Here is a 26,772-nt window from a genome sequence, read left to right as displayed (position 1 = left end):
ACGTCCACACCCTTGTCACCCCACCCCCACCACGCTAACCTCCCCGCCGTTCGCTGCCAAATCAGCGGCCGGATTTAGCGATCCGTTCTATCCAGGCGTGTCAGCGCCCCACACACTGCATCAAGGTAAACTTGAAGTACGTGCTATGGCGGCTGTGCGTCAGAGACCTTCGGGTCTGCCGGTTTCCTGGATACCGGTTCGCTAACCTTCGCACAGCTGCCACCCATTCGTTTAGCGACGTCTTGTGGCAGTCTCATCTCCAGGAGCTGCACCCATGTTCACTGCAACCCCCTGCGTGACACCTACGCCCCATTTCGAAGCCATTCTGTTCCTGCGCCACCGGCGCACGCTGCGGGCCATTTTTTCTGAAGCTCAGGCGTGGTTCTGCCTCGCGGACCTTGCCCGCTTGATGGACAAGGCGCTGGACGAACGCGCCACGCTCAAGCTCGATGCGGATCAGCGTCGCGAGGTCTGGCTGGAAGCTTATGGCGAGTGCCAGCGGCAGTTGATGATCAGCGAGTCTGGCGTGCTGGCGCTGCTGGTTCATCATTATGTGCCGGAGAACCGCGCTCTGCGGCAGTGGCTGACGCATGAAGTGCTGACGACCTTGCATGATCAACAGAACGTCACGCTGGATAACCCCAGAATGAGCCAGCTGCAATGGCCCGGCACATCACTGAGCGTGCTGCACTGGCGCAGCGAGACCTGGGTTCGCTTGCGGGACATGCCGAATGTGGTAGCCGAGGCAGCTCCTCGTGCGAAGCGGCCGTTATGGCGCAGGGTGTTGAAGCGCATCAACACCCTGCGCACTGCCGCCTGACAGGTACCGCGTAAACTCCGTTGACACCCCTCCCACCAAAAAACATGATGCAGCTACCCTAAAAACCGGAACGCACTCATGGGCAACAAGAAAAAGCTGCTGCTGACTGGCGCGAGCCGTGGGATTGGTCACGCCACGGTCAAGCATTTCAATGCCGCGGGTTGGGAGGTGTTTACCGCCTCCCGGCAGAACTGGGTCGCTGACTGCCCTTGGGCAGAAGGCCTGCTCAACCACATTCACCTGGACCTGGAAGACATCGGCAGCGTCAGCGAGAGCATGGCGGCGATCAAGGACAAGCTCGGCGGGCGGCTCGATGCGCTGGTCAATAATGCCGGCGTTTCACCGAAGACCGAGGACGGCGGGCGCATGGGTGTGCTGGAGTCGGATTACAGCACCTGGATCAAGGTGTTCAACGTCAACCTGTTCTCCACCGCGCTGCTGGGTCGGGGTTTGTTTGACGAGTTGAAGGCGGCCAAAGGCAGCATCATCAATGTCACCTCGATTGCCGGCTCGAAGGTCCACCCGTTTGCAGGCGTCGCCTACGCCACGTCCAAGGCAGCGCTGTCGGCGCTGACCCGGGAAATGGCCTTCGATTTCGGTCCGCACGGGATACGGGTCAATGCCATTGCGCCGGGTGAAATCGATACGTCGATTCTGTCACCCGGCACCGCAGAGATTGTCGAGCGGCTGGTGCCGATGCACCGGCTGGGCAAGCCCGAGGAAGTCGCTTCGCTGATCTACTTCCTGTGTACGGCTGGTGCGTCCTACGTGAACGGTGCGGAGATTCACGTCAACGGCGGCCAGCACGTCTGACTCAACGTGTGCCGGAAGCGCTCTCCGGCACACGCCGCACGCCCAGGCGACTGATCCACACCGACGCCACGATTACCCCGCCGCCGATCAGCAGGCGGGTGAAGTCCTCATGCTGGTTCCAGATCAGCAGATTGATCAACAGCCCCAGCGGCACATGCAGGTTATTCATCACCGCCAGGGTGCCGCCGTTGACCATGCACGCACCTTTATTCCACCAATACATGCCCAGCGCCGTCGAACACAGGCCGAGGAACAGCAGCACGACCCATTGGGTCGGCGCTTCGGGCAGGTGTTGCGGGTTGCCGAACATCAGAAACGCGGGCAGCACCACCGCCAGTGCGCCGAGGTAGAAGTAGCCGAAGCGTCGGTAATGCGGCAGGTCGCTCGGGTGGCGCGCCACCAGATGCTTGTACAGCACCTGCCCGGCGGCGTAGGTGAAGTTGGCCAGTTGCAGCAGCAGGAACCCGCCGAGGAAGTCGCCATCCAGACCGTCATAGCGAATCACGCCCGCGCCCAGCACCGCTATCAGCGCAGCCAATAGCGCCCACGGGTTGAAGCGTCGGTTCAGCGCGTCTTCGATCAGGGTCACGTGCAAGGGCGTGAGGATGGTAAACAGCAGCACTTCCGGCACCGTCAGCACCCTGAAGCTCAGGTACAGGCAGACATAGGTCACGCCGAATTGCAGCGCGCCGATCAGCAGCATGCTGCGCATGAAGCGGGGTTCGACCTGACGCCAGCGGGTCAGCGGGATGAATACCAGACCGGCCAGCACCACGCGGACCAACACCGCGAAATAACTGTCGACGTGCCCGGCCAGATAGACACCGATCAGGCTGAACGAAAACGCCTGAATCAGTGTGACGAAAAGTAGATAGCCCATGCCCGCCCCCCAGTTTTGAAGGGCGCGACCTTAGCGGTTGCATCACTCACTGTCCACTCGAAGGTCGCCGCTTTTTGACGCCAACCGGTCGCCGCGCCCTGCGTTACCCGCCACAAATATGACAGCCGCATTATTGACACACATGTCGTCGGTTTCGGCGAAAATATAGCCTATATCGAGCAACTTTTCCTGAACAAAAGGTCTTATCATCCAGACGCTGCAATATTGACTCAACTCATCCACATTCGTCGTCGCCTGGAGCAACACCATGATATTTAACACAAAAGACTTCGGCGCACTGGGCGACGGCGTTACTGATGATACGGCTGCCATTCAGGCCACAATCGACGCAGCCGCTGCGGCAGGCGGCGGAGAAGTGGTCATGGGGGCCGGCACTTACATCGTGTCCGGTGGCGAGGAGCCGTCAGACGGCTGCCTGATGCTCAAGAGCAACGTCACCCTGTCGGGCGCGGGCATGGGCGAGACAGTCATCAAGCTGGCGGACGGCTCGGACACCAAAGTCACCGGTATCGTCCGCTCGGCCTATGGCGAAGAAACCCACGACTTCGGCATGAAAAACCTGACGCTGGACGGTAATCGGGACGCCACCACCGGCAAGGTGGACGGCTGGTTCAACGGTTACATTCCAGGCGCTGACGGCAAGGACTCGAACGTTACCCTCGACAGCGTCGAGATCAAGGATTGCTCGGGCTACGGCTTCGACCCGCATGAGCAGACCGTCAACATGGTGATCCGGAACAGCGTGTCCCACGGCAACGGCCTGGACGGTTTCGTGGCCGACTACCTGAGCGACAGCGTGTTCGAGAACAACGTCGCCTACAACAACGATCGTCACGGCTTCAACGTGGTCACCAGCACCCACGACTTCACCCTGAGCAACAACGTCGCGTACGGCAATGGCAGCACCGGCATTGTGGTGCAGCGCGGCAGCGAAAACATTCCCTCCCCCGCCAACATCACCATCACCGGCGGCGCGGTATACGGCAATGGCGCCGAGGGCGTACTGATCAAACTGTCCAGCCAGGTGTCGGTCAGCGGCGTGGACATCCATGACAACGGCAACGCTGGTGTGCGCATCTACGGCAGTTCCGGCGTGGACGTGTTTGATAACACGTTGAGCAACAACTCCCTCGGCGCTCCGGTGCCGGAAATCATCATTCAGTCTTACGATGACACCTCAGGTGTTTCCGGCAAGTATTTCAACGGCAGCGACAACCTGATCCGTGGCAACACCATCACCGGCAGCGACCATTCCACCTACGGCGTGGCCGAGCGCAATGAAGACGGCACCGACCGCAACAGCATCGTCGGCAACACCATCAGCCACACCAGCAAGGGCCTGACCCTGGTCTACGGCGAAGGCAGTTTTGCGGGCGATGCGTTCCCGCTGGTGACGGTCAATGGCACCGACGCCAACGACGTCATCACCGGTGGCGCGGCCCACGAACTGATCTTTGGCCTGGCGGGCAAGGACACCTTGAGCGGTGGTTCAGGTGACGACATCCTGGTCGGCGGTGCCGGAGCCGACAAGCTCACCGGCGGCGCGGGTGCCGACACCTTTCGCTTCGATCAGTTGACAGACAGCTATCGCACGGCGACCACCAGCGCGACCGATCTGGTGTCTGACTTCGATATCAGCCAGGACCGCATCGACCTGTCGAACCTGGGGTTCACCGGGCTGGGCAGCGGCAAGGCCGGCACGCTGAATATCAGCTACAACGCCACCCTGGACCGCACGTACATCAAGTCCCTCGACGCCGATGCCAGCGGCAACCGCTTCGAACTGGGCCTGAGCGGCAACCTGAAAGACACCCTCAATGCCAGTCATTTCGTGTTCCAGCGTGTCACCGAAGGCACCGCTGGCGGCGATACCCTGACCGGCACGGCTGCCAACGACATCATCAACGGCAATGCCGGCGTGGACCGCATCGACGGCGGCGCGGGGGCAGATACGATCAATGGCGGCGCTGATGCCGACATCCTGACCGGTGGCGCCGGGGCGGACGTTTTCGTCTACAACTCGCGCCTGGACAGCTATCGCAATTACACCGCCAGCGGCACCAAGCAAAGCGACACCATCACCGACTTCAACCCTGCCGAAGACCGGATCGACCTGTCCAGCATCGGCTTGCGTGGCCTGGGCGATGGCAGCGCCAACACCATTTACCTGTCGGTCAATGCCGACGGCAGCAAGACCTACATCAAGACCAACGCAGTCGACACCACCGGCAATCGCTTCGAGATCGCCCTGCAAGGCAATCTGCTCGACAAACTGGATGCGTCCAGCTTCATCTTTTCCACGGCATCGGCCACCAATCAGGCACCGGTGCTCAACACGCCGCTGATGGATCAGAACGTTACCGAACTGAAGGCGTTTTCCTATGCCGTGCAGCCCGGCAGTTTCAGCGATCCGGACAGCACCGCGCTGACCTACAGCGCGACCCTGGCCGACAACAGCGCCCTGCCCGACTGGCTGAAGTTCGACAGCAAGACCCTGACATTCAGCGGCACACCGGGCGGCACGGCATCCGGGCTCTATTCGGTGTTGCTGACAGCCAGTGACGCGACAGGTGCTTCGGTGGCTGACAGCTTCGCCATCAACGTGGGCAACGTCGCGCCGGGCATCATCACCGGCACCGACAACGCCGAAGCGCTGTACGGCACCGAGGGCGATGACACGCTGCTGGGGCTGGGTGGCGACGACACCTTGCGCGGCGACAGCGGCGCCGACGTGATCAACGGCGGCGCGGGCCGCGATGCCTTGTACGGCGGCGCCGACGCCGACACGTTTGTCTACAGCGCGCTGACCGACAGCTACCGCGACTACGATGCGGGCGGGCTGACGGCCACCGACACGATTTACGACTTCACGCCGGGCCAGGACAAGATCGACGTGTCCGCACTGGGCTTCCTGGGGCTGGGCAACGGCGAAGACCACACCCTGTACATGACGCTCAACGAGGCTGGCGACAAGACCTACGTCAAATCCGCCACCTCCGACGCGGACGGCAACCGCTTTGAAATCGCCCTGAGCGGCAACCTGATCGACACCCTGACCAACGCCGACTTCGTGTTCGGCCAGCGCGAGTCCCAGGAGATTCTCTACCTGCCGACCCTGGGCCAGTCGAACGCGCGGCTGCTGCGCATGACCGAGGACGACAACCAGTCCGGCACCTCGGAAATGGTCAAGGACCTGGCTCGCTACACCGATTACGACGTGCGCAGCCAGTTCACCGATGCTAACGGTGACGGCATCGACCTCGCCGTGGGCGGCAGCACCGTGGTGGGTTACTCGACCGCCAGCGCGGAAGAGCAACGTGTTTCCTGGTGGCTGACCGATACCGACCAGCCCGGCCCGGCATTGCTGCGTGCGACCGAATTGCTGAAGTCGCAACTGGCGAGCTTGACGGCAATCGACAAAGTCACCACCGGCATTATCTGGGGTCAGGGCGAAGAAGCCGCTCAGGAAATAGCACGCGCCACCGACAAGCAGGCTGCGGCTGACCTTTACAAGGCGTCGACCCTCAAGGTGTTCGACTACCTGCACGCGCAGATTGGCGACTTCACCGTGTACATGGCCGAGACGGGGCATTACCAGACCGAAGCTGCCAAAGCGCGCGGTTACACCGATGAAAAGATCAGCGCCATTGTTGAAGGCGCCGGTTATGTGCGGGCGGCCCAGGAGGCAATCGCTAACGAGCGCAGCGACGTCAAACTGGCCGTCGACTACACCGACCTGCCCTTGCGCTACGAGGTCAACCCGCTGGTCTACCCGGACGACGTCTGGCACTTGCACGAAGAGTCGGCAGAAATAGTCGGGCAGCGATTGGCCGACTTCATTGCCAATGATCTGGGTTATCGCGGCGATGCCAGCGACAACAATGATCCGGCAAGAATCTTCGACGCCGGCCAGAACGAAGGCGGCCATATCTTCGGCACCAGCGACGACGACACCCTGGTCGGCAGTGCCGGCAACGACATACTGGACGGTGATCAGGGCGCCGACGACATGACAGGAGGCGACGGCAACGACATCTACGTGGTCGATAACGCACTCGATACGGTCACGGAGAGCAATGACTCGCCCTCGCAAATCGATACCGTGGTGTCTTCAGTCAGCTGGGCGCTGGGCGCCAACGTGGAGAACCTGCTGCTCACGGGTGTGTCCGCCATCGACGGCACCGGCAATGCATTGAGAAACGTCATGACCGGCAACGCAAACAACAACGTTCTGAATGGTGGCGCGGGCGCTGACCTGTTGACCGGCGGCGACGGGTCGGACAGCTATTACGTGGACGATGCCGCCGACCGCGTGGTCGAGACCAACACCGATCAACAGGTCGGCGGCACCGACACCGTGTACAGCGCGCTGAGCAGTTACACGCTGGGGGCGAATCTGGAAAACATCGTCATCACCGGCACGGACGCCTCCAACGCAACCGGTAACGCGCTGGATAACGTGCTGTATGCAGGCGCTGGCGACAACGTTCTCGACGGTCGTGATGGCAATGACACGGTGTCTTACCAGCTCGCCACTGCCGGGGTCACCGTGGGGCTGAACACCAGCGCCCGGCAGGTCACGGGCGGCTCGGGCATGGACACCCTCAAGGGCACTGAAAACCTGACGGGCAGCCAGTTCGCCGACTCGCTGACCGGCAACAAGAACGCCAACGTTCTGATAGGCGGTGACGGCAACGACACACTGTCCGGCGGCGCGGGGGATGACGTGCTGATGGGCGGTGCGGGCGCCGACACCTTGATCGGCGGCACCGGCGCTGACCACTACGTGTTCAATAACCTCAGCGAAACGGGTCTGGGCGCCTTGCGCGACATCATCAACGGCTTCAAGACCGCCGAAGGCGACAAAATGGACTTCTCCGGCTTCGACGCCCGACCGTCTACCGAGGCGGCAGATGCGTTCATGTTCATAGGCAACTCGGCGTTCAGCGCCAACAACACCGGCGAGCTGCGTTTTGCCGATGGCGTGCTGTACGGCAATATCGATGACAATGCCGGCGCGGACTTCGAAATCCAGCTGACGGGCGTACAGAACCTGCAAGCGGCCGACATTATCGTCTGATCGCGGCCGTACGCCGGGCTCATCGTTATACACACGCCCCGATGAGCCCGGAACGCGGGCCTTGCACCTCATTCACGCTTGCCCCCACACTCTGCGTGGACGCGAGCGTCAGTTCCAGCCGTTAAACCTCGATTAAAGATCAACTTGTCGATCAAAAACGCAATGCCCCTCAGCCCCTCCTTAAATTTGTTTTATCCATAAGAGCGCTCTACTCTCAGGCTGGCTGACACGTGAGCTTGAGGCGCAACTTGATGATGCTGCGATTGAAGCTGGATGAAACGTCAACGCTCTTGCCCGCACCGACCTGCACACGCCGGGTGCGCGGCGCTTCCGGCCCATTGATGAACACCACTGAACATTTGGCGTCTACGTCTCCGTAGTTATTGACGGTGATCGCCCCTGTGTCGTGATAGACGTCATGGGTGACGTAGTCGATCTTCACGCCTTGGTACTGTTTCTCCACTTCGATGGGGTACGCAAACGCCGTGACAGGCAGTATGACCAGCAGTAAACAATACAGTCGATTCATTCGGCGATCTCCGGGACGGGATTGTCAGAGTAGAACAATAGCCAGCAGTTTAAAGAGGAATGACAGCATGAAAGCGCCCCGCGTGACGCTCGACCAGTGGCGCACGTTGCAAGCCGTAGTCGATCACGGTGGTTTTGCTCAGGCCGCCGAGGCATTGCACCGCTCGCAATCATCGGTGAGTTATACCGTGGCGCGCATGCAGGAACAGCTCGGCGTGCCGTTGTTACGCATCGACGGACGCAAGGCTGTGCTGACCGAAGCCGGGGGGGTGCTGCTACGGCGCTCGCGGCAACTGGTCAAACAGGCCAGCCAGCTTGAAGACCTCGCTCACCATATGGAGCAAGGCTGGGAAGCCGAGGTCCGGCTGGTCATCGACGCCGCCTACCCGTCGGCGCGCCTGGTCAAGGCCCTGACCGCGTTCATGCCGCAAAGCCGTGGTTGCCGGGTACGCCTGCGCGAAGAGGTGCTTTCGGGCGTCGAAGAAGTGCTGCTTGAAGGCGTGGCGGACCTGGCCATCAGCGGCTACAGCATCGCGGGCCATTTGGGCACGGAAATGAGCTCCGTCGAATTCGTTGCCGTCGCGCACCCGGAACACGCCCTGCACCAGGCCAATCGCGAACTGACCTTTCACGACCTGGAAAGTCAGCTGCAGGTTGTCATTCGCGATTCAGGCCGCCAGCAACCCCGGGATTTCGGCTGGCTGGGCGCCGAGCAGCGCTGGACCGTCGGCAGCCTCGGCACCGCAGCGACCTTTGTCAGCAACGGTCTGGGCTTTGCCTGGCTGCCGCGGCACATGATCGAACGCGAACTCCGGGAAGGGCTGCTCAAGCCCCTGCCGCTGAACAAGGGCGGCAACCGCAACCCGACGTTCTATCTTTACTCCAGCAAGGACAAGCCGCTGGGGCCGGCCACGCAGATTCTGATCGACCTGATTCGCACCTTCGACACGGCCCCCTTGACCACGGCGCCCAACGCGCTGCAACAGGCCTGACAGGAATCGGCACATGGCGTTCTTCGAGCATGACGAGTGTTCACTGCACTATGAAGAGTACGGTCAGGGCGAGCCGGTCCTGCTGCTGCACGGGTTGGGGTCCAGCGGTCAGGACTGGGAATACCAGATCCCGGCGCTGGCCAGACATTACCGCGTCATCGTCATGGACATGCGCGGTCACGGTCGCTCGGACAAACCGCATGCGCACTACAGCATTCAGGCGATGAGTCACGATGTCGAGGCACTCATCGAGCACTTGCGTCTGGGGTCGGTACACCTGGTCGGCCTGTCGATGGGCGGGATGATCGGTTTTCAACTGGCGGTGGATCAGCCGTACCTGCTCAAGAGCCTGTGCATCGTCAACAGTGCTCCGCAGGTCAAGGTCCGAAGCCTCGCAGACCTCTGGCAGTGGGCCAGACGCTGGACACTGTCACGTCTGGTCAGCATGGAAACCCTTGGCAAGGCGCTGGGCAAGCTGCTGTTTCCAAAACCCGAGCAGGCCGACCTGCGGCGCAAGATGGCCGAACGCTGGGGCAGGAACGACAGACGCGCCTACCTGGCCAGCTTCGACGCCATCGTCGGCTGGGGGGTGGAGCACAAGCTGCAGCGCATCATCTGCCCGACGCTGGTCATCGCTGCCGACCATGACTACACGCCGGTATCGCTGAAAGAGGCTTACGTCAAACAGATCGCCCATGCGCGACTGGTGGTCATCAACGACTCCCGGCACGCCACACCCCTGGACCAGCCCGAGCGATTCAATAGCACGCTATTGGAATTCATCGACAGCACCGGGGTCTGAAAACCGTGCCTCATGGTTGCGCAAACCGTCGCATCAAGCACCGCGCAACCTGAAACGCCACACTGGGCAAAAAAAGCCAAACGTGTTTACCTTGCCGGCCACAGTCGATATCTCTTTTATGAAGGACGTGTTGCCACATGCTGAAAAAAATAGCCCTCACCGCCTGCTCCGTGCTGTTTGCCACCCACCTGATGGCTGCTCAAGACAAGGCCACGCATGTGGTACTCGACACCAGCTTCGGTCAGATCGAAATCGAGCTTGCAGACACCAAAGCCCCCATCAGCACGCAGAACTTCCTGGGCTACGTGGACAGCGGTTTCTACAACAACACCATTTTTCACCGCGTGATCCCGGGCTTCATGGTCCAGGGCGGCGGGTTCACTCAGCAACTGGTTCAGAAGCCGACCAAGTCTCCGATCAAGAACGAAGCCCAGAATGGTCTGCATAACGTGCGCGGCACCATCGCAATGGCACGTACCTCAGACGTGAACTCGGCCACCAGCCAGTTCTTCATCAACACCAACGACAATGCCATGCTCGACAACGGCACCCGCGACTTCGGTTATGCGGTGTTCGGCAAAGTCGTCAAGGGCATGGACGTGGTCGACAACATCGTCAACGCACGGACCGGCAACCAGAAAGGCATGCAAAACGTGCCAATGGACCCGATCCTGATCAAGTCCGCCAAGCGCGTCGACTGATCCGGAAACCTGCACCGCATGAAGCGCCCGGCTTCATGCGGTCCGGACGGGAGAGCCTCCACTTATCGAGGAGAACCCACAGCGTGTGGGTGTGATAGCCAATGCTTTATCGTCGTTTTGAACAACTGATCGATATCTTCAAAGACGCCCCTACCGCTTCCCCGCCCACCACCGTCTTCGCGTTCTACCTGTACTACCTGCGTCAAGTCTGGCCGACGTTTCTTGCATTGTTGGTCGTGGGCCTGATCGGTGCGCTGATCGAGGTGTCGCTGTTCAGCTACCTGAGCCGCATCATTGACCTGGCCCAGAACACGCCGCCCAAGGATTTTTTCAGCACCCACGGTTCCGAGCTGATCTGGATGGTGGTCGTGGCCCTGCTGCTGCGTCCGATCTTCGTCGGCCTGCACGACCTGCTGGTCCACCAGAGCATCAGCCCCGGCATGACCAACCTGATTCGCTGGCAAAACCACAGCTACGTGCTCAAACAGAGCGTCAATTTCTTTCAAAACGATTTTGCCGGGCGTATCGCCCAGCGCATCATGCAGACCGGCAACTCACTGCGTGACTCGGCCGTGCAGTCGGTGGACGCACTCTGGCATGTCCTGATCTACGCGATCAGCGCGATGGTGCTGTTCGCCGAAGCGGACTGGCGCCTGATGATCCCGCTGGGCACCTGGATTGCCGCGTTCATCCTGGCGCTGATGTATTTCGTGCCCAGGGTCAAGCAACGTTCGGTGGACTCGTCCGACTCGCGTTCCAGACTCATGGGCCGGATCGTCGACGGCTACACCAACATCACCACCCTGAAACTGTTCGCGCACTCCCATCATGAGCAGCAATACGCGCGTGAAGCGATGCGTGACCAGACCGAGAAAAGCCAGTTGGCCGGCCGGGTCGTGACGTCGATGGACACCACCATCACCACGATGAACGGCGTGCTGATCGTCACCACCACCGGCCTGGCCCTCTGGCTGTGGACCCAATCCATGATCTCGGTGGGTGCCATTGCTCTGGCCACCGGGCTGGTGATCCGCATCGTCAACATGTCCGGCTGGATCATGTGGGTGGTCAACGGCATCTTTGAAAACATCGGCACCGTGCAGGATGGTCTGGAGAGCATTTCGCAGCCGATCACCGTCAACGACAAACCCGGAGCCCTGCCGCTGAAAATCGACAAGGGCGGCGTCAGGTTCGATGGCGTCGATTTCCATTACGGCAATGGCAACGGGATCATTCACAACCTTGACCTGGACATAAAACCGGGCGAGAAGATCGGCTTGATCGGGCCGTCAGGCGCAGGCAAATCGACGCTGGTGAACCTGCTGCTGCGCATGTACGACGTGCAAGGTGGCAGGATTCTGATCGACGGCCAGGACATTTCCGACATCACTCAGGAAAGCCTGCGCGCGCAGATCGGCATGATCACTCAAGACACTTCGCTGCTGCACCGTTCGATTCGCGAAAACCTGCTGTATGGCAATCCGGATGCGACCGATGAGCAACTGTGGGAATCGATCCACAAGGCCCGCGCCGACGAGTTCATCCCGTTGCTGTCGGACTCTGAAGGCCGCACCGGTTTTGATGCGCATGTCGGTGAGCGCGGCGTCAAGCTGTCCGGCGGGCAGCGCCAGCGTATTGCGATCACGCGTGTGCTGCTCAAAGATGCACCGATCCTGATCATGGACGAAGCCACCTCGGCGCTCGACTCGGAAGTCGAAGCGGCGATTCAGGAGAGCCTGGAAACATTGATGCAAGGCAAGACGGTCATCGCCATCGCGCACCGGCTGTCGACCATCGCCCGCATGGACCGTCTGGTCGTGCTGGAAAAAGGCCAGATCGCCGAATCCGGCACCCACGCCGAGCTACTGGCCCGGGGCGGGCTGTACGCACGATTGTGGCAACACCAGACCGGCGGGTTTGTGGGGGTCGATTGAGGGCTGGGGAGGTGTGTTCAGGGCTATTCGCGAGCAAGCTCGCTCCCTCAAGGTATCCAGGAGTGCCCAGCACCGTGCAACACTTCACTTGCTCACGAAGAGGCCAGTGCAGCTGCTGAATGCCTGCGGGTCGGTTAGTCCACCTGCCGATACGGCAACGCGCTTCGTGCGTCCTCGGCATACGCCAGTACGCCGACGCGCTCCTGCTCCAGAAACTCGCTGACGGCGTCTTTCAAACCCGGATGCATCAGGTAATGCCAGGAACGGGTGATCTGCGGTTCGAAGCCGCGGATCAGCTTGTGCTCCCCCTGAGCGCCCGCGTCGAAACGTTGCAGCCCGTGGGCGATGGCGTAGTCCATGCCCTGATAGAAACAGGTCTCGAAATGCAGGCGGTCGAATTCGGCCAGACAGCCCCAGTAGCGCCCGTAAAAACTGTCGTCACCGATCAGGCTGAAAGCCATCGCCACGGGTCGTGAGCCTTGCAGGGCGATGACCACACGGATGGATTCCGGCATGCGTTCGGCCAGCAGGCTGAAGAACTCACGCGTCAGATAAGGCGCCTGCCCGCGCACTTCATAGGTATTGGAATAGCAGGCATAGACGAAGTCCCACAGCACCTCGCTCATCTGCGCGCCTTCAAGCCATTCGAACGCGATGCCCTGCCCCGCCACCTGCTCGCGCTCCTTGCGCATCTGCTTACGCTTGCGCGAACTCAATGCATCAAGAAAGTCCTGAAAGTCCCGGTAACCGCGGTTGTGCCAGTGAAACTGACAGCCGAAGCGTTGCAGCCAGCCCGGCTGCTGCTCGAGCAAGGCATCGGCGGCCGGGTCGGTGAAATTCACATGTGCGCTCGACAGCCCTTCGCTTTGCAGATACGCCGGCAGTTCGCCGAGCAACTCCAGGCCACCTTGCGGCGTTGCAGACAAAATGCGCGATCCACCGACCGGGCTGAACGGCACGGCCACCAGCAACTTGGGGTAGTAAGCGATTCCGGCGCGGCGGCAAGCGTCGGCCCAAGCGTGATCAAACACATACTCGCCGTAGGAGTGCCACTTGCGGTAGGCAGGCAATGCCGCCACCAACTGATCGTTTTCGTAGTGCAGCACATGTTCGGCACGCCAGCCGGAGCGTGGCCCGAGGCTGCCGCTGTCTTCCAGCGAACTGAGAAAGGCATGGCGCAGAAATGGCTGGTTGCCTGGCACCAGCGCATCCCACTGGGCGGGCGCGACGGTGCCGAGATTGTCGATAACGTGAACGGGCATGCAGGTTCCCCGGAGTTTGAAGACCGGCGTACGCCTCTCGACATGACCTGTGAAGAGACGACGCCCGGCCTGACACCTTATCAATCAAACCATATCGCGGGGACGAGCGCGACCGCCGTATCAGCGCTTGCGCAGAATCACGCTTCCAATCGAATAACCGGCGCCGAACGAGCTGGGTACCGCCAGCGCGCCTGCGGGCAGATCATCCTGATAGGTATGGAACGCAATGACCGAACCGGCCGAGCTGGTGTTGCCGTAGGTATCGAGAATCACCGGCGCTTCTTCGACAGTGGCTTCACGGCCCAGCAGCTTCTTGACGATCAGGTGGTTCATGCTCAGGTTGGCCTGGTGCAGCCAGAAGCGTTTCACATCACTGATGTTGATGCCGTTGTCCTGCAGGTGCGCGCTGACCAGTTCGGCGACCATCGGGCACACCTCACGGAACACTTTGCGCCCTTCCTGCACGAACAGCTTGTCCGGTGCGTTCTGGCCCTCGTCCGCGGTGCGGTTGAGGAAGCCGAAGTTGTTGCGGATGTTATTGGAAAACTTCGTCAGCAAACGGGTACTGACGATATCGAATTGATAAGGCGAGGTGGCAAGGTCTGCCCGCTCGACCACCACGGCCGTCGCGCCATCACCGAAAATGAAATGGCTGTCGCGGTCACGAAAATTCAAATGCGCGGTGCAGATCTCCGGGCTGATGACCAGCAAGGCACGGGCCTGACCAAGTTGCACACTGTTGCAGGCGGCCTGAATGCCGAACGTTGCCGAAGAACAGGCAACGTTCATGTCGAAACCGTAGCCTGCAACGCCCAGCGCTTCCTGAATCTCGATAGAGATCGCCGGATAAGCCCGTTGCAGGTTCGAACACGCGACGATCACACCGTCGATGTCTGCTGCCGTCTTGCCTGCGCGCTGCAAGGCCTGTTCAGCGGCTGCAACACCCATCTGGCAGAGGATCGACTGTTCGTCATTACCGCGTTCCGGCAAGTGGGGCTTCATGCGTTGCGGGTCGAGAATGCCCTGCTTGTCCATCACGAAGCGGCTTTTGATGCCTGACGCCTTCTCGATGAACGCAGCGCTGGACTCGCTGAGCGCCTCCACCTCGCCGCGCTCGATGGCGGCCGCGTTCTCACTGTTGAACTGTGCAACCCAGGCATTGAAAGACTGCACCAGCTCTTCATTGGAAATGCTGTTGGCCGGGGTAAACAGGCCTGTGCCGCTGATGACGACGTCGTACACGGTCGTTCCTCTCTTATTGAGTTGCAGGTAATACCTGCTCAGGCATGGCATCCGAAGACCCGCGCGTTATCGGGACCCACGTACCCATGCGACTGTAAAAGCTGCCCGCAGGAGGAGCAGCGTTTCATGACACGGTGAAGACAGGCGCGGAGTGTGCCATAGAGCCCGGTTTTGGCGCTATCGGCCAATGAATATCGACCCGATAGACGCTTTTGGGTAAACGCGTGCCCGGCTTGGGATCAGCCCTCCACCTGGCTCCACTGCTTGCTCAACCGTTTGTCCGACACCGGCATTTTGGTGCCCAGTTGTTGCGCGAACAGCGAGACACGATATTCCTCCATCCACCAGCGATACAGCGCCAGCTCCGGGTCGCGCTTGCCTTCCTGAGCGTGCTTGTCGGCACGCGCCTGATACTGCGCCCAGAGGCCCGCCAGCTCGAGGCTCCACACCCGGTCCTTCTGCACCTGACCCGGCAGTTTTTCCAGGCGCATCTCGATGGCTTTCAGGTAGCGCGGCAATTCCTTGAGCCAGAGCGCCGGGGTTTCCCGCACGAAGCCGGGGTACACCAGCTTGCCCAGTTGCGCCTTGATGTCATTGAGCGCAACGGCCTGCGACAGGTCGATCTTGCCCTTGAAACGCTTTTGCAGACCGTGCCACAGCTTGAGGATTTCCAGGGTCAGCTTCGCAAGCCGCTCGGCGTGTTCGGTCCAGTCGGCACGCTTGCGCTCGGCCAGCGACAGCAGACCGGCACCGTCACGTGGCAGCTCGGCCTCGCCTTCCAGCACGCAGCTGTCGAGACTGGCCAGCAGGATGTCCTCGATCAGCGCATCAATGCGCCCCAGTTCACGGTGCAGCAAGCCCAGTTCGGTCTGACCCGGCAATTTGTTGCGCAGAAACTTTGCCGGCTCGGCCAGTTGCTGCAACAGCAAACGCTGCAAGGCGCGGCGGTGCTGGTACTCGGCTTCGGCCTGGGTAGAAAACCGGCCTTCCTTGACCGCACCGCCCTCTTCGACCAGCGCCGGGTAGACCGTCATCGACAGCCCGGCAATGTTCTGTTGCGTCTTCTGTGCCACCGCAGCAAAGGCCTTGGCCTGCACCGGCTGCTGGCTTTTAGCGGTTTGCGGCACGGCCAGTGCGGCCTGACTCGCCTCGGCAAAACGCGCCGTCAGCTCGTCCAGGTCACGGCCTTCACCGAGAAACTTGCCCGCGCCATCGACGATTTCCAGGTTCATCTTCAGGTGGCCTTCAAGCTGCTGGGCAGCCTCGGCCCAGGCTTCGTCGCTGACCCGTGCCCCGGTCATGCGCAGCAGCTCGCGACCCAGCGCCTGCGGCAGCGAACCTTCACCAAAGGTGATGCGTTGCAGCGCCGCCTTGATGAAGTCCGGGACCGGTACGAAATTCTTGCGCACCGCTTTGGGCAGGTTGCGGACCAGCGCAATGCACTTGGTCTCCAGCAACCCCGGCACCAGCCATTCCAGACGCTCGGCAGGCAGTGACAGCAGCAACGGCGCGGGCACGCGCAGGGTAACGCCGTCACGCGGGTGATTGGGCTCGAAGTGGTAACTCAGCGACAGGCTCAGATCGCCCAGGCGCAAGGTGTCGGGGTACTGCGCCGCCGTGACTTCACTGGCCTCGCGGGCCAGCACGTCCTCTTCGCGCATGATCAGCAACTGCGGGTTCTTCTGGCTTTCGGTCTTGTACCAGCTGTCGAACGTGGCTGTCTGGTGAATCTCGGCCGGGATCCGCGCCTCGTAGAAACCGTACAGCGTGTCTTCGTCAGCCAGAATATCGCGACGTCGGGCCTTGGCTTCCAGTTCATCGAGCTGTTCGAGCAAGCGGGTGTTGGCGCTCAGGCACTTGGCCCGGGACAGAATATCGCCCCGCACCAGCCCTTCGCGAATGAACAGCTCGCGCGACACCACCGGGTCGATAGGGCCGTAATGCACAGGACGTCGACCGACCACGATCAGACCGAACAGGGTGATCTGCTCGAACGCCACGACCTGCCCGCGCTTCTTCTCCCAATGCGGCTCGAAATGGTTCTTTTTGATCAGGTGCCCGGCGAGCGGCTCGATCCAGTCCGAATCGATTTTGGCCACCATGCGCGCGTACAGCTTGGTGGTCTCGACCAACTCGGCAGCCATCAACCACTGCGGGCGTTTTTTGCCCAGCCCTGAGGACGGATGAATCCAGAAGCGTCGCTGGCGCGCACCAAGGTAATCGCCTTCGTCGGCTTTCTGCCCGACCTGGCTCAACAGGCCGGACAGAATGGCCTTGTGAAATTTCGGGTAATCCGCCGGTTCTTTGTTGACCGTCAATTGCAGGTCGCGGCAGATCAGGCTCAATTGCCGATGGGAATCACGCCACTCGCGCAGGCGCAGGTAATTCAGGAAGTTGCGTCGACACCAGTTGCGCAACGGACTGGCCGTCAGCGCCTGGCGCTGCTCCTCAAAACCGCGCCACAGATTGACCAGCCCGGCGAAATCCGAATCGGCGTCTTTCCATTGCGCGTGGGCCTGGTCGGCGGCCTGCTGGCGCTCGGGTGGACGCTCGCGCACATCCTGCACGGACATGGCACTGGCCACGATCAGCACTTCTTGCAGGCTGCCCTGCTTTGCAGCTTCCAGCAGCATGCGCCCCATGCGCGGGTCTACCGGCAGGCGCGCCAGTTGACGGCCCAGCGGGGTCAACTGATTCTCGCGATTGACTGCCGACAGTTCCTGCAACAGGTTGAAGCCGTCGCTGATCGCTTTGCCATCCGGCGGTTCGATGAACGGAAAATCGGTGATCTCGCCCAGACGCAGGTGCAGCATCTGCAAGATAACGGCGGCCAGGTTGGTGCGCAGAATCTCGGGATCGGTGAATTCGGGGCGGCCGTTGAAATCTTCTTCGCTGTACAGCCGCACGCACAGACCGGGCTCGACACGCCCGCAACGGCCCTTGCGCTGGTTGGCGCTGGCCTGCGACACGGCTTCGATCGGCAGGCGCTGGACCTTGGCGCGGTAGCTGTAGCGGCTGATCCGCGCCGTACCGGTGTCGATCACATACCGAATGCCCGGCACGGTCAGCGAGGTTTCCGCCACGTTGGTGGCCAGCACCACGCGACGGCCGGGGTGCGACTGAAAGATGCGCTGCTGTTCGGCGGGTGAAAGCCGTGCATACAGCGGCAGAATCTCGGTGTGCCTGAGCTGGGCCTTGCGCAGCATTTCGGCGGCGTCGCGAATCTCGCGTTCGCCGGGCAAGAACACCAGCACATCGCCAGGGCTCTTGCGCTCGCTGCGTTCAAAGTCAGCAAGCTCTTCCAGTGTGGCCAGAATCGCCTGATCGACGGTCAGGTCGTCTTCGACGCTGTTGCCTTCTTCGTCCTGCTCGCTGGTCAGCGGTCGATACCAGACATCCACCGGGAACGTGCGGCCAGACACTTCAATCACTGGCGCATCGTTGAAATGCTCGGAAAAGCGCTGCAGGTCGATGGTTGCAGAGGTGATGATGACTTTGAGGTCCGGGCGACGCGGCAGCAGGGTTTTCAGGTAGCCGAGCAGGAAGTCGATGTTCAGGCTGCGCTCGTGGGCTTCGTCAACAATGATCGTGTCGTAGCGCTCAAGAAAGCGGTCGTGCTGGGTTTCGGCCAGCAGAATGCCGTCGGTCATCAGCTTGATCAGGGTATTGCTGTCGCTCTGATCCTCGAAACGCACTTGATAACCGACCAGCGCGCCCAGCGGTGTGCCGATTTCTTCGGCCACCCGGCTCGCCACACTGCGGGCTGCAATCCGGCGCGGCTGCGTATGCCCGATCAGCCCATGCTGGCCGCGACCGATTTCCAGGCAGATCTTCGGCAACTGGGTGGTTTTCCCCGAGCCGGTCTCGCCTGCAATGATCAGCACCTGATGCTTGAGCAACGCCTCTTTGATTTCGTCACGCTTGGCGGCAATCGGCAGGTTGTCGTCATAACGAATCGCCGGCACGCTCTCCCGCCGCGCTGTCACCTGCGCGCACGACGCCTGAACCCGAGCCACCCACTGCGCCAGCTTCGCCTCGTCAGGCTTCTTGCGCAGCTCGTGCAACTGGCGACGCAGACGATGGCGTTCGCTGATCATCGCTTGGTCGAGGTTTTTCAGGAGTTGGTCGATAGAGGGCGATTCGTCGGTCATCAGGTGCGCAGGGTCTTTTCAAATGGCAGGTGCGGATTGTCGCAGATTGCGGTGGGTTGTGACGATGATCTGCTCCTCAGACGGTCACGGGTGGTTGGTATGACCATCGGCACGAGAATGCCTTGACCATCGTTCCCACGCTCCGCGTGGTAACGCCTGTCTGGACGCTCTGCGTCCGATCCTGAATGCGCAGTGCAGCGCAGCCTTTGACGCGGAGCGATACGAAAGGCATGCCGACGCGGAGCATCGGCACGAGAGTCAGTTGAATTAGAAGATGAACAAGGCGCGTGAAAGCAAATGCGGTTTCAGACCCACTGCCCTACTTCTTCACGCCCAGCTTCTTCAATTCCTCATCACGCAGTTCGCGACGCAGGATCTTGCCGACGTTGGTGGTCGGCAGAACGTCGCGGAATTCGACGCTGCGCGGCACTTTGTAGCCGGTCAGGTTGGCGCGCATGTGCTCCATAACCTGGTCCTTGGTCAGCGTGACGCCCGGCTTGGCGACGACGAAAACCTTGATGCTTTCACCCGACTTCTCGTCCGGCACGCCGATGGCCGCGCATTGCAGCACACCCGGAAGCGTGGCCAGCACGTCTTCCAGCTCGTTGGGGTACACGTTGAAGCCGGAGATCAGAATCATGTCTTTCTTGCGATCGACAATCCGGATATAGCCGTCAGGCTGAATGATCGCGATGTCACCGGTCTTGAGCCAGCCATCGCTGTCGATCATTTCGTCGGTGGCGTCCTGGCGCTGCCAGTAGCCTTTCATGACCTGCGGGCCTTTGATGCACAGCTCGCCGGTGTCACCGAACGCCAGCTCGTTGCCGGCGTCATCGATGACTTTGCACAGCGTCGAAGGCACCGGAATGCCGATGGTGCCCATCTGAATGTTCTGCGACGGATTGACCGTAGCGACCGGGCTGGTCTCGGTCATGCCGTACCCTTCGCAGATGGGGCAATCGGTCACCTGTTTCCAGCGTTCGGCGGCCGCCTGTTGCAAGGCCATGCCACCGGAGAGCGTGACTTTCAAGGCCGAGAAATCAAGGTTGCGAAAGCCCTCGTTATTGCACAGCGCCACGAACAGCGTATTGAGGCCGACAAACCCGCTGAACTTCCATTTCGACAGCTCTTTGACCATTGCCGGCAGGTCGCGCGGGTTGCTGATCAGGATATTGTGGTTACCCAGCAGCATCATCGCCATGCAGTGAAAGGTGAAGGCGTAGATGTGATAAAGCGGCAAGGGCGTGATGAGGATTTCACAGCCCTCATCCAGGTTGGAGGCCATCAACGCCCGGCATTGCAGCATGTTGGCGATCAGGTTGCGGTGGGTCAGCATTGCGCCCTTCGCCACACCGGTGGTGCCGCCAGTGTATTGCAGCACCGCCACATCGCCACTGCCAGGCGCAACGTCGGTGACCGGTTGACCGCGCCCCTTGCCGAGTACGTCATTGAACCTGATGGCGTGCGGCAAGTGATACGCCGGGACCATTTTCTTCACGTACTTGATGACGCTGTTGATCACCAGCCTTTTGAGTGGCGACAGCATATCGGCCACTTCAGTGACGATGACATGCTTTATCCGGGTCTTGGGCACGACCTTTTCGGCCAGATGCGCCATGTTGGCCAGGCACACCAGCGCCTTGGCGCCGGAATCGTTGAACTGATGTTCCATTTCCCGCGCGGTGTACAGCGGGTTGGTATTGACCACGATCAGGCCGGCGCGAATGGCACCAAAGACGGCGATCGGGTATTGCAATACGTTGGGCAGCTGCACGGCGATGCGGTCGCCCGGCTGCAGATCGGTGTCCTGCTGAATCCAGGCGGCGAACGCGCCGGACAGCTCGTACAGCTCACCGTAAGTGATCGTCTTGCCCAGATTGCTGAACGCCGGTTTGTCAGCGAAACGCTGGCAGGACTGCTTCAGGACCGCCTGGACGTTCGGGTACTCGTCAGGATTTATATCGGCCGGAATGCCGGACGGGTACTTATCCTTCCAGAAGTTTTCAATCATTCAGCCAGCTCCGTAGCGATCGCGAATTCTTCACATCGCTTCGAGCGATGATTTTCTTGTATCTGGGATGATCCAGTAGACGCTTTTCCGCTTCATGACTGATCAAAAAGCGCGCCGAGAGTAGCAGCTTTGTAAAAGGCCGCCTAGATGCAATAGAGGGCCAACCAGTCACCAAAAAGACCAAAACACGAACATCAGTCACTTTCGGGACGGAACCCCCACGGCGGCAGACTCTGCGAAAACGACCGGACCATAGGGTTTGAAGTGTTATTCAGGGCCTTTCGAGGGGCGATGACCTCGAACGCGGCACACTTCAAACCCCGCCACAGAGACGGGAAGACTTACGGATTGAGAGACGATTCCTACAATCAAGCGAGATCCCTGAGCGCCCGCCGCAGAATCTTGCCCACGGGCGTCATCGGCAATGAGTCTCGCAGGACGATCTGTTTGGGGACCTTGTAGGCCGTGAAATTCTCTTTGCAGAACGTCTTGAGTTCCTCAACGCTGACCCCCGAATCCCGTGGCACGACAAACAGCTTCACCGCCTCCCCGGAGCGCTCGTCCGGCACACCGATGCAGGCGCAACTGGCGACTTTCGGGTGAGCCATGACCACGTCTTCGATTTCGTTGGGGTAGACATTGAAGCCGGACACGATGATCAGGTCCTTCTTGCGGTCCACAATGCTGACAAAACCGTCGGCGCCGATCACCGCAATGTCGCCGGTCTTGAACCAGCCGTCGGCGCCCAGAGACTCGGCAGTGGCATCAGGCTGGTTCCAGTAGCCTTTCATGACCTGCGGCCCCTTGATGCACAACTCGCCGCGCTCGCCGAAGGGCAACTCGGTGCCCTCGTCATCGATGATTTTCATCGCCGTGCCCGGCACCGGAATACCGACCGTGCCCAGGCGCGCCAGCGAGCCATACGGATTGGCACTGGCAACCGGTGACGTTTCGGTCAGGCCATACCCCTCGACAATCGTGCAGCCGGTCATCTGCAACCAACGCTCGGCCGTGGCCTTGACCAGCGCCGTGCCACCGGAGTTGGTGCTTTTCAGCGACGAGAAATCCAGCTTGCTGAATTCCGGATGGTTCATGAGCGCCACGAACAGCGTGTTGAGGCCGACCATCGCCGTGAACTTCCATTTGCGCAGTTCTTTGACGAAGCCGCTGATATCGCGAGGGTTGGTGATCAGGATGTTGTGGTTGCCACTGAGCGTCATGCACATGCAATGCGCCGTGAATGCATAGATGTGATAAAGCGGCAACGGCGCGACCATCACCTCGCCGCCCTCTTCGAACGCAGGGCCGCCTTCGGGAAGTTGCTGGCGCATGCAGGCATAGACCTGCTGCATATTGGCGACCAGATTGCCGTGGGTCAGCATTGCGCCCTTGGCCAGGCCTGTCGTGCCGCCGGTGTATTGCAGCACGGCGATATCATCCAGCCCCTGCGGGACAGGCTCGATACGGCTGTCGCGCCCGAGCCGCAGGGCACGCTTGAAGCCGACAGCCTGGGGCAGTTGAAACGCGGGGACCAGCTTCTTGACCTTGTCGACAATGGTATTGACCAGCCACCCTTTGGCCGCCGACTGCATGTCACCCATTTTGACTTCGATCAGGTATTCGATGGCCGTGTCCGGAAGCACTTCCTGCACCAGCTTGCCGAACAGGTTGAGGTACACCAGCGCCTTGGCGCCCGAGTCCTGAAACTGATGGCGCATCTCGCGTGCGGTGTACAGCGGGTTGGTGTTGACCACGATCAGCCCGGCCCGCATCGCACCGAATACCGCGATCGGGTACTGCAGAAGGTTGGGCATCTGTACCGCAATGCGGTCGCCCGGCACCAGTTGCGTGTGCTGTTGCAGATACCCGGCAAACGCAGCGGAATGATGATCGAGTTCAGCGTAGGTCAGCGTCACCCCCATGTTGCTGAAGGCAGGGCGATGTGCGAATTTCTTGCAACTGCGATCAAACACATCGATGACCGATTGATAGGCTCGCAGATCCACCTCGGCGTCGACCCCGGCGGGACGTTTGTCATTCCAGAAATCAGCGTTCATTGTTTTTATCCTCTTCCCTGCCTATGCCTGGCCCGACGTTAGCAGTTAAAAGGCAGCAGGCAAATCGTCACCCGAGCGTCATCAGCGGCATGAATCTCGTCGCTGTTCAGACTGCAATCTGCCGCTCGCTATACACTGACCGGCGCAGGCCCCGAAGCCGACGTCGGTTGGCAGCGCGCCAGTGCCGTGAAAGCCCTGTTTTCAAGCCCGTGGCTTATTATTCGTGGCGAATGTGATCCGGTGAGCCTCAACAAACGTCTGAATGATCTTGCCGGTGTATTGGCAGTAGTGAGTCATCAAGTGTTACAAAACACGGTCTATTAACGGCGCGACCCAAGGGCGCGGCTACGCAGGTCGAATGAACGGCCAGCTTCAACTCATTTTCATTGTCAGGACAGCCACATGACTCAAGTCACCAACACGCCCTACGAAGCCCTTGAAGTCGGTCAGACCGCCAGCTACAGCAAGAAAGTGGAAGAGCGTGACATCCAGTTGTTCGCCGCCATGTCCGGTGACCACAACCCGGTCCATCTGGACGCCGAATACGCCGCCAAGACCATGTTCAAGGAGCGTATCGCCCACGGCATGTTCAGTGGCGCGCTGATCAGCGCTGCGGTCGCCTGTGAGCTGCCTGGCCCGGGCACCATTTATATCGGTCAACAGATGACCTTCCAGAAGCCCGTGAAACTGGGCGACACCCTGACGGTGCGCCTGGAGATTCTGGAAAAACTGCCTAAATTCCGCGTTCGTATCGCCACCCGCGTTTTCAACCAGAACGATGAACTGGTTGTGGACGGCGAAGCTGAAATCCTCGCCCCGCGCAAACAGCAGACCGTCGACCTGACTGTACTGCCCGAGATCACGTTCGGCTGATACCGAAGGCAAGCGCGTGTCCGGACGACACGCGCGCAAGACTCGCTTGTGGCATGAGCACAAATTCATGATGCACCCGGAACTCTTTTCCTGCGCTTTCCACTCAGGGAACACGCAGCACGTTGCTGTCCGGGATCACGAATTGTTCATTCCCACAGGCGGGAACATCAGCCATGAATACGATCAACAGAAATTACTACCCCGTCTCCGGGCTGTCTCCCCAGGCCCTCAACCCAGAGACTGACAGTCATCCGCCGAGCGAACGCAAACCGGACCACACCGGCAACCAGATCGATTTCAGCCCGCCGCAACACGCAACGGGTGTGCAGTCACCGCTCGACACCCTGAGTTCCCGCCTTCAAACACCCGCCACGAACGCCTCTTCGACCGGGCATGAAAACACCGTCGAATTGCTGCTGAACAAGCTGGTAGAGGCCATTCGCAACGTCCTCAAAGACCTGTTTTCCAGGTCGCCGGCAAATCAGCCAGACAGCCCGACGCCTGCGCAGGCTCGACGCGAACAGGCACCGACCGCCTCTCAACCGGCATCGTCGCCTTCGACCGCATCCCCCGCATCGCCGTCAGTGGCCCAAGGCAACACAGAAAAGCCCTTTGTGGTGCAGAACGATCATCCAGCGGATGCGTCAGCCAAATTAACTGCGGCCCCTGCGCTGCAGAAAACGTCAGCGCCTGCCGCCGACAAACCTGACGCCGCAGAAAAAGTGGCAAAACCCGCAGCGCCTGCCGCTCATGGCCTGGGGGCGGACATGTCGGGCATGGTCGGTTTCGCCAAAGAAGCCAACACCACCGGCGGCAACGATGGCGATGTCGTCACCGTCAATACCGTGGCAGACCTCAAGAAGAACATGGAAGACGACACGGCCCGCACCATTCGCCTCGGTGCCAACCTGACCGCCGACAGCAAAGTGACCATCAACTTCGGTGCCAACAAAACCCTGCTGGGCACCGACAAGGGCAACAGCCTGCATAACATCTACCTGGCCAGTGGCAAAAACGCAGGCAATGACATTTTCCAGAACCTGAACTTCACCCATGACAGCCGTTACCGCGAAAACGGTGACATGCAGATGTTCATCAGCAGCGGCCAGAAATACTGGATCGACCACAACACCTACACCGGCACCAAGGATCAGAACCCCAAGGGGCTGGATAAACTGCTCTATGTGGGCGGGACGGCGGACAAGGTCAGCCTGACCCATTCAAAATTTCAGAACAACGAATATGGCGTGATCCTCGGCCAGCCGGACGACTCCCCTGCCGCCAGGGCCGAGTACAGGGGCTACCCGCAAATGACCATCGCCAACAACGCGTTCAACAACCTCGACGTGCGGGCACCTGGCCTGATGCGTCATGGCGATTTTGACGTGTACAACAACAAGGTCGACAACTTCCACCTCGGCTTCACCGCGACCGGGGACGCAAACATCCTGTCGCAGGCCAACTATTTCGAAAAAGGCGTGGATGTCTCCAACAAGGCCAGCAACGCCGGTGTGCTGGATGACTACGGCGACGCCCACTTCAAAGACATCGGCAGCAATGTCAGCTTCACCCAGAAATCACCGGTAACAGCCTGGACCCCGAGCTACCAGCGGCACGTCATGACAGCAGAAGAGACGAAAGACTATGTAGAGGCCAACGCAGGGGCAAAAACGGTAGGCTGACAGCCCGGGCACTTGATGCCACAGCCGACGCGCAGACGAAAAAAAGGGCGACCGGAGTCGCCCCAAATGCCTTGCGTGCTCGTGTCAATGACCGACGCCCCTCGGTCTTTTTTGATGCCGCCTGGCAACGCCGCTGTGATGCCCCTCACAGCGCGTTCAGTGGGCTCAGATTAATCGCAGTTGTAACGGCGCGCGTTGATCCAGATCAGTTCTCTGGCCGTCGGGCAGACGTTGAGAATCGACCCGATCAACGGGGCAAGGAAGGGATCAGCGTTTTTTCGGTTTTTTCTTGGGCTTCTTGCTGCTCAACGGCATCGCCTGCTCGAAGGCGTTGCGCACTTCGTTGAGGCGTTTATCGTTCAGATCGTGAATGCGCCTGGCGCGCTCGGCACCCAGGTCGATCAGTTTTTCATCATCGCTCATGACTTGCCGCTCTCGAACACCGGAATCAGCGCCAATAATGCTTAATCACATCGGCCATGACCAGCGCGGATCCGGCGATTTTCGCGGTCAGACCTGAATATCCACCCAGAGTCCCTGGCGCGGCTCGTCGTCGATGAGCGGTACAACCGGAACGGTGTTGTCTGCGTTCAGGGAATCACCCGGAACGACCAGGCCCTGATACTCCTCCGCTTCTTCGGAGGATCGGCCCTGCTGCTGTTGCTGACGCTGCTGCTCTTCACGCAACAGTAATGCGCTGCGTTCAGCATCCTCGTTGTGCAGATCGATGGACGTCTCGTTAGAGCTCTTCTCCACGGCCGCGACAGGCGGGATGTCCGGCATGCGTTTGGCCGGGTCCAGCTGTGATGTCACGGGCACCACACTTAGCGGAAGCATAGGTTGCAGCATGGTTATATCCTCTTACCGGGGTGTCGGCCGTGCGCTCGGCAACTTGAACCGGGCTGGCATGGTTTGCAGTAATT

19 protein-coding genes are annotated in these 26,772 nt (G+C 60.4%); 9 read left to right on the top strand and 10 right to left on the bottom strand.

The window, feature by feature from the left end; genetic code table 11:
* Positions 1-274 precede the first annotated feature (274 nt).
* Positions 275-820 carry a BRO-N domain-containing protein gene (locus BW686_RS01445; RefSeq protein WP_084913882.1) on the top strand — a complete coding sequence of 182 codons (546 nt, stop codon included), beginning with the start codon at positions 275-277 and terminating at the stop codon, positions 818-820.
* A gap of 78 nt (positions 821-898) precedes the next feature.
* The gene (locus tag BW686_RS01440; RefSeq protein ID WP_084913881.1) at positions 899-1,633 is read left to right on the top strand and encodes an SDR family NAD(P)-dependent oxidoreductase; all 735 of its coding nucleotides are present in this window, start codon (positions 899-901) and stop codon (positions 1,631-1,633) included.
* A gap of 1 nt (position 1,634) precedes the next feature.
* Here the strand turns inward: BW686_RS01440 and BW686_RS01435 are convergent, their stop codons facing one another.
* Both BW686_RS01435 and BW686_RS01430 read right to left on the bottom strand, forming a co-directional pair.
* Positions 1,635-2,513, bottom strand: coding sequence for a carboxylate/amino acid/amine transporter (locus BW686_RS01435; RefSeq protein WP_084913880.1), 879 nt, complete (start codon positions 2,511-2,513; stop codon positions 1,635-1,637).
* Between the two features lie 42 nt (positions 2,514-2,555).
* On the bottom strand, positions 2,556-2,795 hold the full coding sequence (locus BW686_RS01430; protein WP_143514123.1) for a hypothetical protein: 240 nt from the start codon (positions 2,793-2,795) through the stop codon (positions 2,556-2,558).
* Between BW686_RS01430 and BW686_RS27365 the strand changes: the two genes are divergently transcribed.
* On the top strand, positions 2,782-7,614 hold the full coding sequence (locus tag BW686_RS27365) for a M10 family metallopeptidase C-terminal domain-containing protein (protein ID WP_084913878.1): 4,833 nt from the start codon (positions 2,782-2,784) through the stop codon (positions 7,612-7,614). The genes BW686_RS01430 and BW686_RS27365 overlap by 14 nt on opposite strands.
* 214 nt (positions 7,615-7,828) lie before the next feature.
* Here the strand turns inward: BW686_RS27365 and BW686_RS01420 are convergent, their stop codons facing one another.
* Positions 7,829-8,143 carry a 3-phosphoglycerate kinase gene (locus tag BW686_RS01420; protein WP_084913877.1) on the bottom strand — a complete coding sequence of 105 codons (315 nt, stop codon included), beginning with the start codon at positions 8,141-8,143 and terminating at the stop codon, positions 7,829-7,831.
* 67 nt (positions 8,144-8,210) lie between these two features.
* Here BW686_RS01420 and BW686_RS01415 point away from each other — a divergent pair, with 67 nt between their 5' ends.
* The 4 genes from BW686_RS01415 to BW686_RS01400 all read left to right on the top strand — a co-directional run bounded on the left by BW686_RS01415 (position 8,211) and on the right by BW686_RS01400 (position 12,571).
* A complete protein-coding gene (locus tag BW686_RS01415) occupies positions 8,211-9,134 on the top strand; it encodes a LysR family transcriptional regulator (RefSeq protein WP_084913876.1) in 924 nt (307 codons plus the stop codon).
* A gap of 13 nt (positions 9,135-9,147) precedes the next feature.
* A complete protein-coding gene (locus tag BW686_RS01410) occupies positions 9,148-9,936 on the top strand; it encodes an alpha/beta fold hydrolase (RefSeq protein WP_084913875.1) in 789 nt (262 codons plus the stop codon).
* A 137-nt stretch (positions 9,937-10,073) separates the two neighbouring features.
* Entirely contained in the window at positions 10,074-10,637 is a 564-nt protein-coding gene (locus BW686_RS01405) for a peptidylprolyl isomerase (RefSeq protein WP_084913874.1), read from the top strand.
* A 101-nt stretch (positions 10,638-10,738) separates the two neighbouring features.
* A complete protein-coding gene (locus BW686_RS01400; RefSeq protein ID WP_084913873.1) occupies positions 10,739-12,571 on the top strand; it encodes an ABC transporter ATP-binding protein in 1,833 nt (610 codons plus the stop codon).
* 134 nt (positions 12,572-12,705) lie between these two features.
* On the opposite strand, the gene BW686_RS01395 is transcribed toward BW686_RS01400, so the two are convergent.
* From BW686_RS01395 to BW686_RS01375, 5 genes are all read right to left on the bottom strand, one after another.
* Positions 12,706-13,833, bottom strand: a complete 1,128-nt coding sequence (locus BW686_RS01395) for a GNAT family N-acetyltransferase (protein ID WP_084913872.1) — start codon at positions 13,831-13,833, stop codon at positions 12,706-12,708.
* Positions 13,834-13,953: 120 nt separating this feature from the next.
* Positions 13,954-15,075 carry a beta-ketoacyl-ACP synthase III gene (locus tag BW686_RS01390; RefSeq protein WP_084913871.1) on the bottom strand — a complete coding sequence of 374 codons (1,122 nt, stop codon included), beginning with the start codon at positions 15,073-15,075 and terminating at the stop codon, positions 13,954-13,956.
* Positions 15,076-15,314: 239 nt separating this feature from the next.
* Positions 15,315-19,226 (bottom strand): ATP-dependent RNA helicase HrpA, encoded by a 3,912-nt coding sequence (gene hrpA, locus BW686_RS01385; RefSeq protein WP_084913870.1) that lies wholly within the window; start codon positions 19,224-19,226, stop codon positions 15,315-15,317.
* Positions 19,227-19,545: 319 nt separating this feature from the next.
* A complete protein-coding gene (gene fadD1 / locus BW686_RS01380) occupies positions 19,546-21,237 on the bottom strand; it encodes a long-chain-fatty-acid--CoA ligase FadD1 (protein ID WP_084913869.1) in 1,692 nt (563 codons plus the stop codon).
* 368 nt (positions 21,238-21,605) lie between these two features.
* Positions 21,606-23,294 (bottom strand): long-chain-fatty-acid--CoA ligase, encoded by a 1,689-nt coding sequence (locus tag BW686_RS01375; protein ID WP_084913868.1) that lies wholly within the window; start codon positions 23,292-23,294, stop codon positions 21,606-21,608.
* Positions 23,295-23,696: 402 nt separating this feature from the next.
* Here BW686_RS01375 and BW686_RS01370 point away from each other — a divergent pair, with 402 nt between their 5' ends.
* Positions 23,697-24,167 carry a MaoC family dehydratase gene (locus BW686_RS01370; protein WP_007248673.1) on the top strand — a complete coding sequence of 157 codons (471 nt, stop codon included), beginning with the start codon at positions 23,697-23,699 and terminating at the stop codon, positions 24,165-24,167.
* Positions 24,168-24,340: 173 nt separating this feature from the next.
* Entirely contained in the window at positions 24,341-25,849 is a 1,509-nt protein-coding gene (locus BW686_RS01365) for a pectate lyase family protein (protein WP_084913867.1), read from the top strand.
* Positions 25,850-26,116: 267 nt separating this feature from the next.
* Here BW686_RS01365 and BW686_RS01360 read toward each other — a convergent pair whose 3' ends face one another.
* Positions 26,117-26,272 carry a hypothetical protein gene (locus BW686_RS01360; RefSeq protein WP_084913866.1) on the bottom strand — a complete coding sequence of 52 codons (156 nt, stop codon included), beginning with the start codon at positions 26,270-26,272 and terminating at the stop codon, positions 26,117-26,119.
* Between the two features lie 87 nt (positions 26,273-26,359).
* Positions 26,360-26,698 (bottom strand): aspartate-semialdehyde dehydrogenase, encoded by a 339-nt coding sequence (locus BW686_RS01355; RefSeq protein ID WP_084913865.1) that lies wholly within the window; start codon positions 26,696-26,698, stop codon positions 26,360-26,362.
* Positions 26,699-26,772: the final 74 nt, after the last annotated feature.

It is taken from the genome of Pseudomonas syringae (assembly GCF_002157375.1).
In the GTDB taxonomy this organism is placed as follows: Bacteria; Pseudomonadota; Gammaproteobacteria; order Pseudomonadales; family Pseudomonadaceae; genus Aquipseudomonas; species Aquipseudomonas syringae_T.
This window is presented reverse-complemented; position numbering and strand designations above follow the sequence as displayed.

Bases quoted from the DNA above. Each gene is read 5' to 3' on its own strand.
- BW686_RS01445 (WP_084913882.1), top strand. From the start codon at position 275: ATGTTCACTGCAACCCCCTGCGTGACACCTACGCCCCATTTCGAAGCC.
- BW686_RS01440 (WP_084913881.1), top strand. From the start codon at position 899: ATGGGCAACAAGAAAAAGCTGCTGCTGACTGGCGCGAGCCGTGGGATT.
- BW686_RS01435 (WP_084913880.1), bottom strand. From the start codon at position 2,513: ATGGGCTATCTACTTTTCGTCACACTGATTCAGGCGTTTTCGTTCAGC.
- BW686_RS27365 (WP_084913878.1), top strand. From the start codon at position 2,782: ATGATATTTAACACAAAAGACTTCGGCGCACTGGGCGACGGCGTTACT.
- BW686_RS01420 (WP_084913877.1), bottom strand. From the start codon at position 8,143: ATGAATCGACTGTATTGTTTACTGCTGGTCATACTGCCTGTCACGGCG.
- BW686_RS01415 (WP_084913876.1), top strand. From the start codon at position 8,211: ATGAAAGCGCCCCGCGTGACGCTCGACCAGTGGCGCACGTTGCAAGCC.
- BW686_RS01410 (WP_084913875.1), top strand. From the start codon at position 9,148: ATGGCGTTCTTCGAGCATGACGAGTGTTCACTGCACTATGAAGAGTAC.
- BW686_RS01405 (WP_084913874.1), top strand. From the start codon at position 10,074: ATGCTGAAAAAAATAGCCCTCACCGCCTGCTCCGTGCTGTTTGCCACC.
- BW686_RS01400 (WP_084913873.1), top strand. From the start codon at position 10,739: ATGCTTTATCGTCGTTTTGAACAACTGATCGATATCTTCAAAGACGCC.
- BW686_RS01395 (WP_084913872.1), bottom strand. From the start codon at position 13,833: ATGCCCGTTCACGTTATCGACAATCTCGGCACCGTCGCGCCCGCCCAG.
- hrpA (WP_084913870.1), bottom strand. From the start codon at position 19,226: ATGACCGACGAATCGCCCTCTATCGACCAACTCCTGAAAAACCTCGAC.
- fadD1 (WP_084913869.1), bottom strand. From the start codon at position 21,237: ATGATTGAAAACTTCTGGAAGGATAAGTACCCGTCCGGCATTCCGGCC.
- BW686_RS01375 (WP_084913868.1), bottom strand. From the start codon at position 23,294: ATGAACGCTGATTTCTGGAATGACAAACGTCCCGCCGGGGTCGACGCC.
- BW686_RS01370 (WP_007248673.1), top strand. From the start codon at position 23,697: ATGACTCAAGTCACCAACACGCCCTACGAAGCCCTTGAAGTCGGTCAG.
- BW686_RS01365 (WP_084913867.1), top strand. From the start codon at position 24,341: ATGAATACGATCAACAGAAATTACTACCCCGTCTCCGGGCTGTCTCCC.
- BW686_RS01360 (WP_084913866.1), bottom strand. From the start codon at position 26,272: ATGAGCGATGATGAAAAACTGATCGACCTGGGTGCCGAGCGCGCCAGG.
- BW686_RS01355 (WP_084913865.1), bottom strand. From the start codon at position 26,698: ATGCTGCAACCTATGCTTCCGCTAAGTGTGGTGCCCGTGACATCACAG.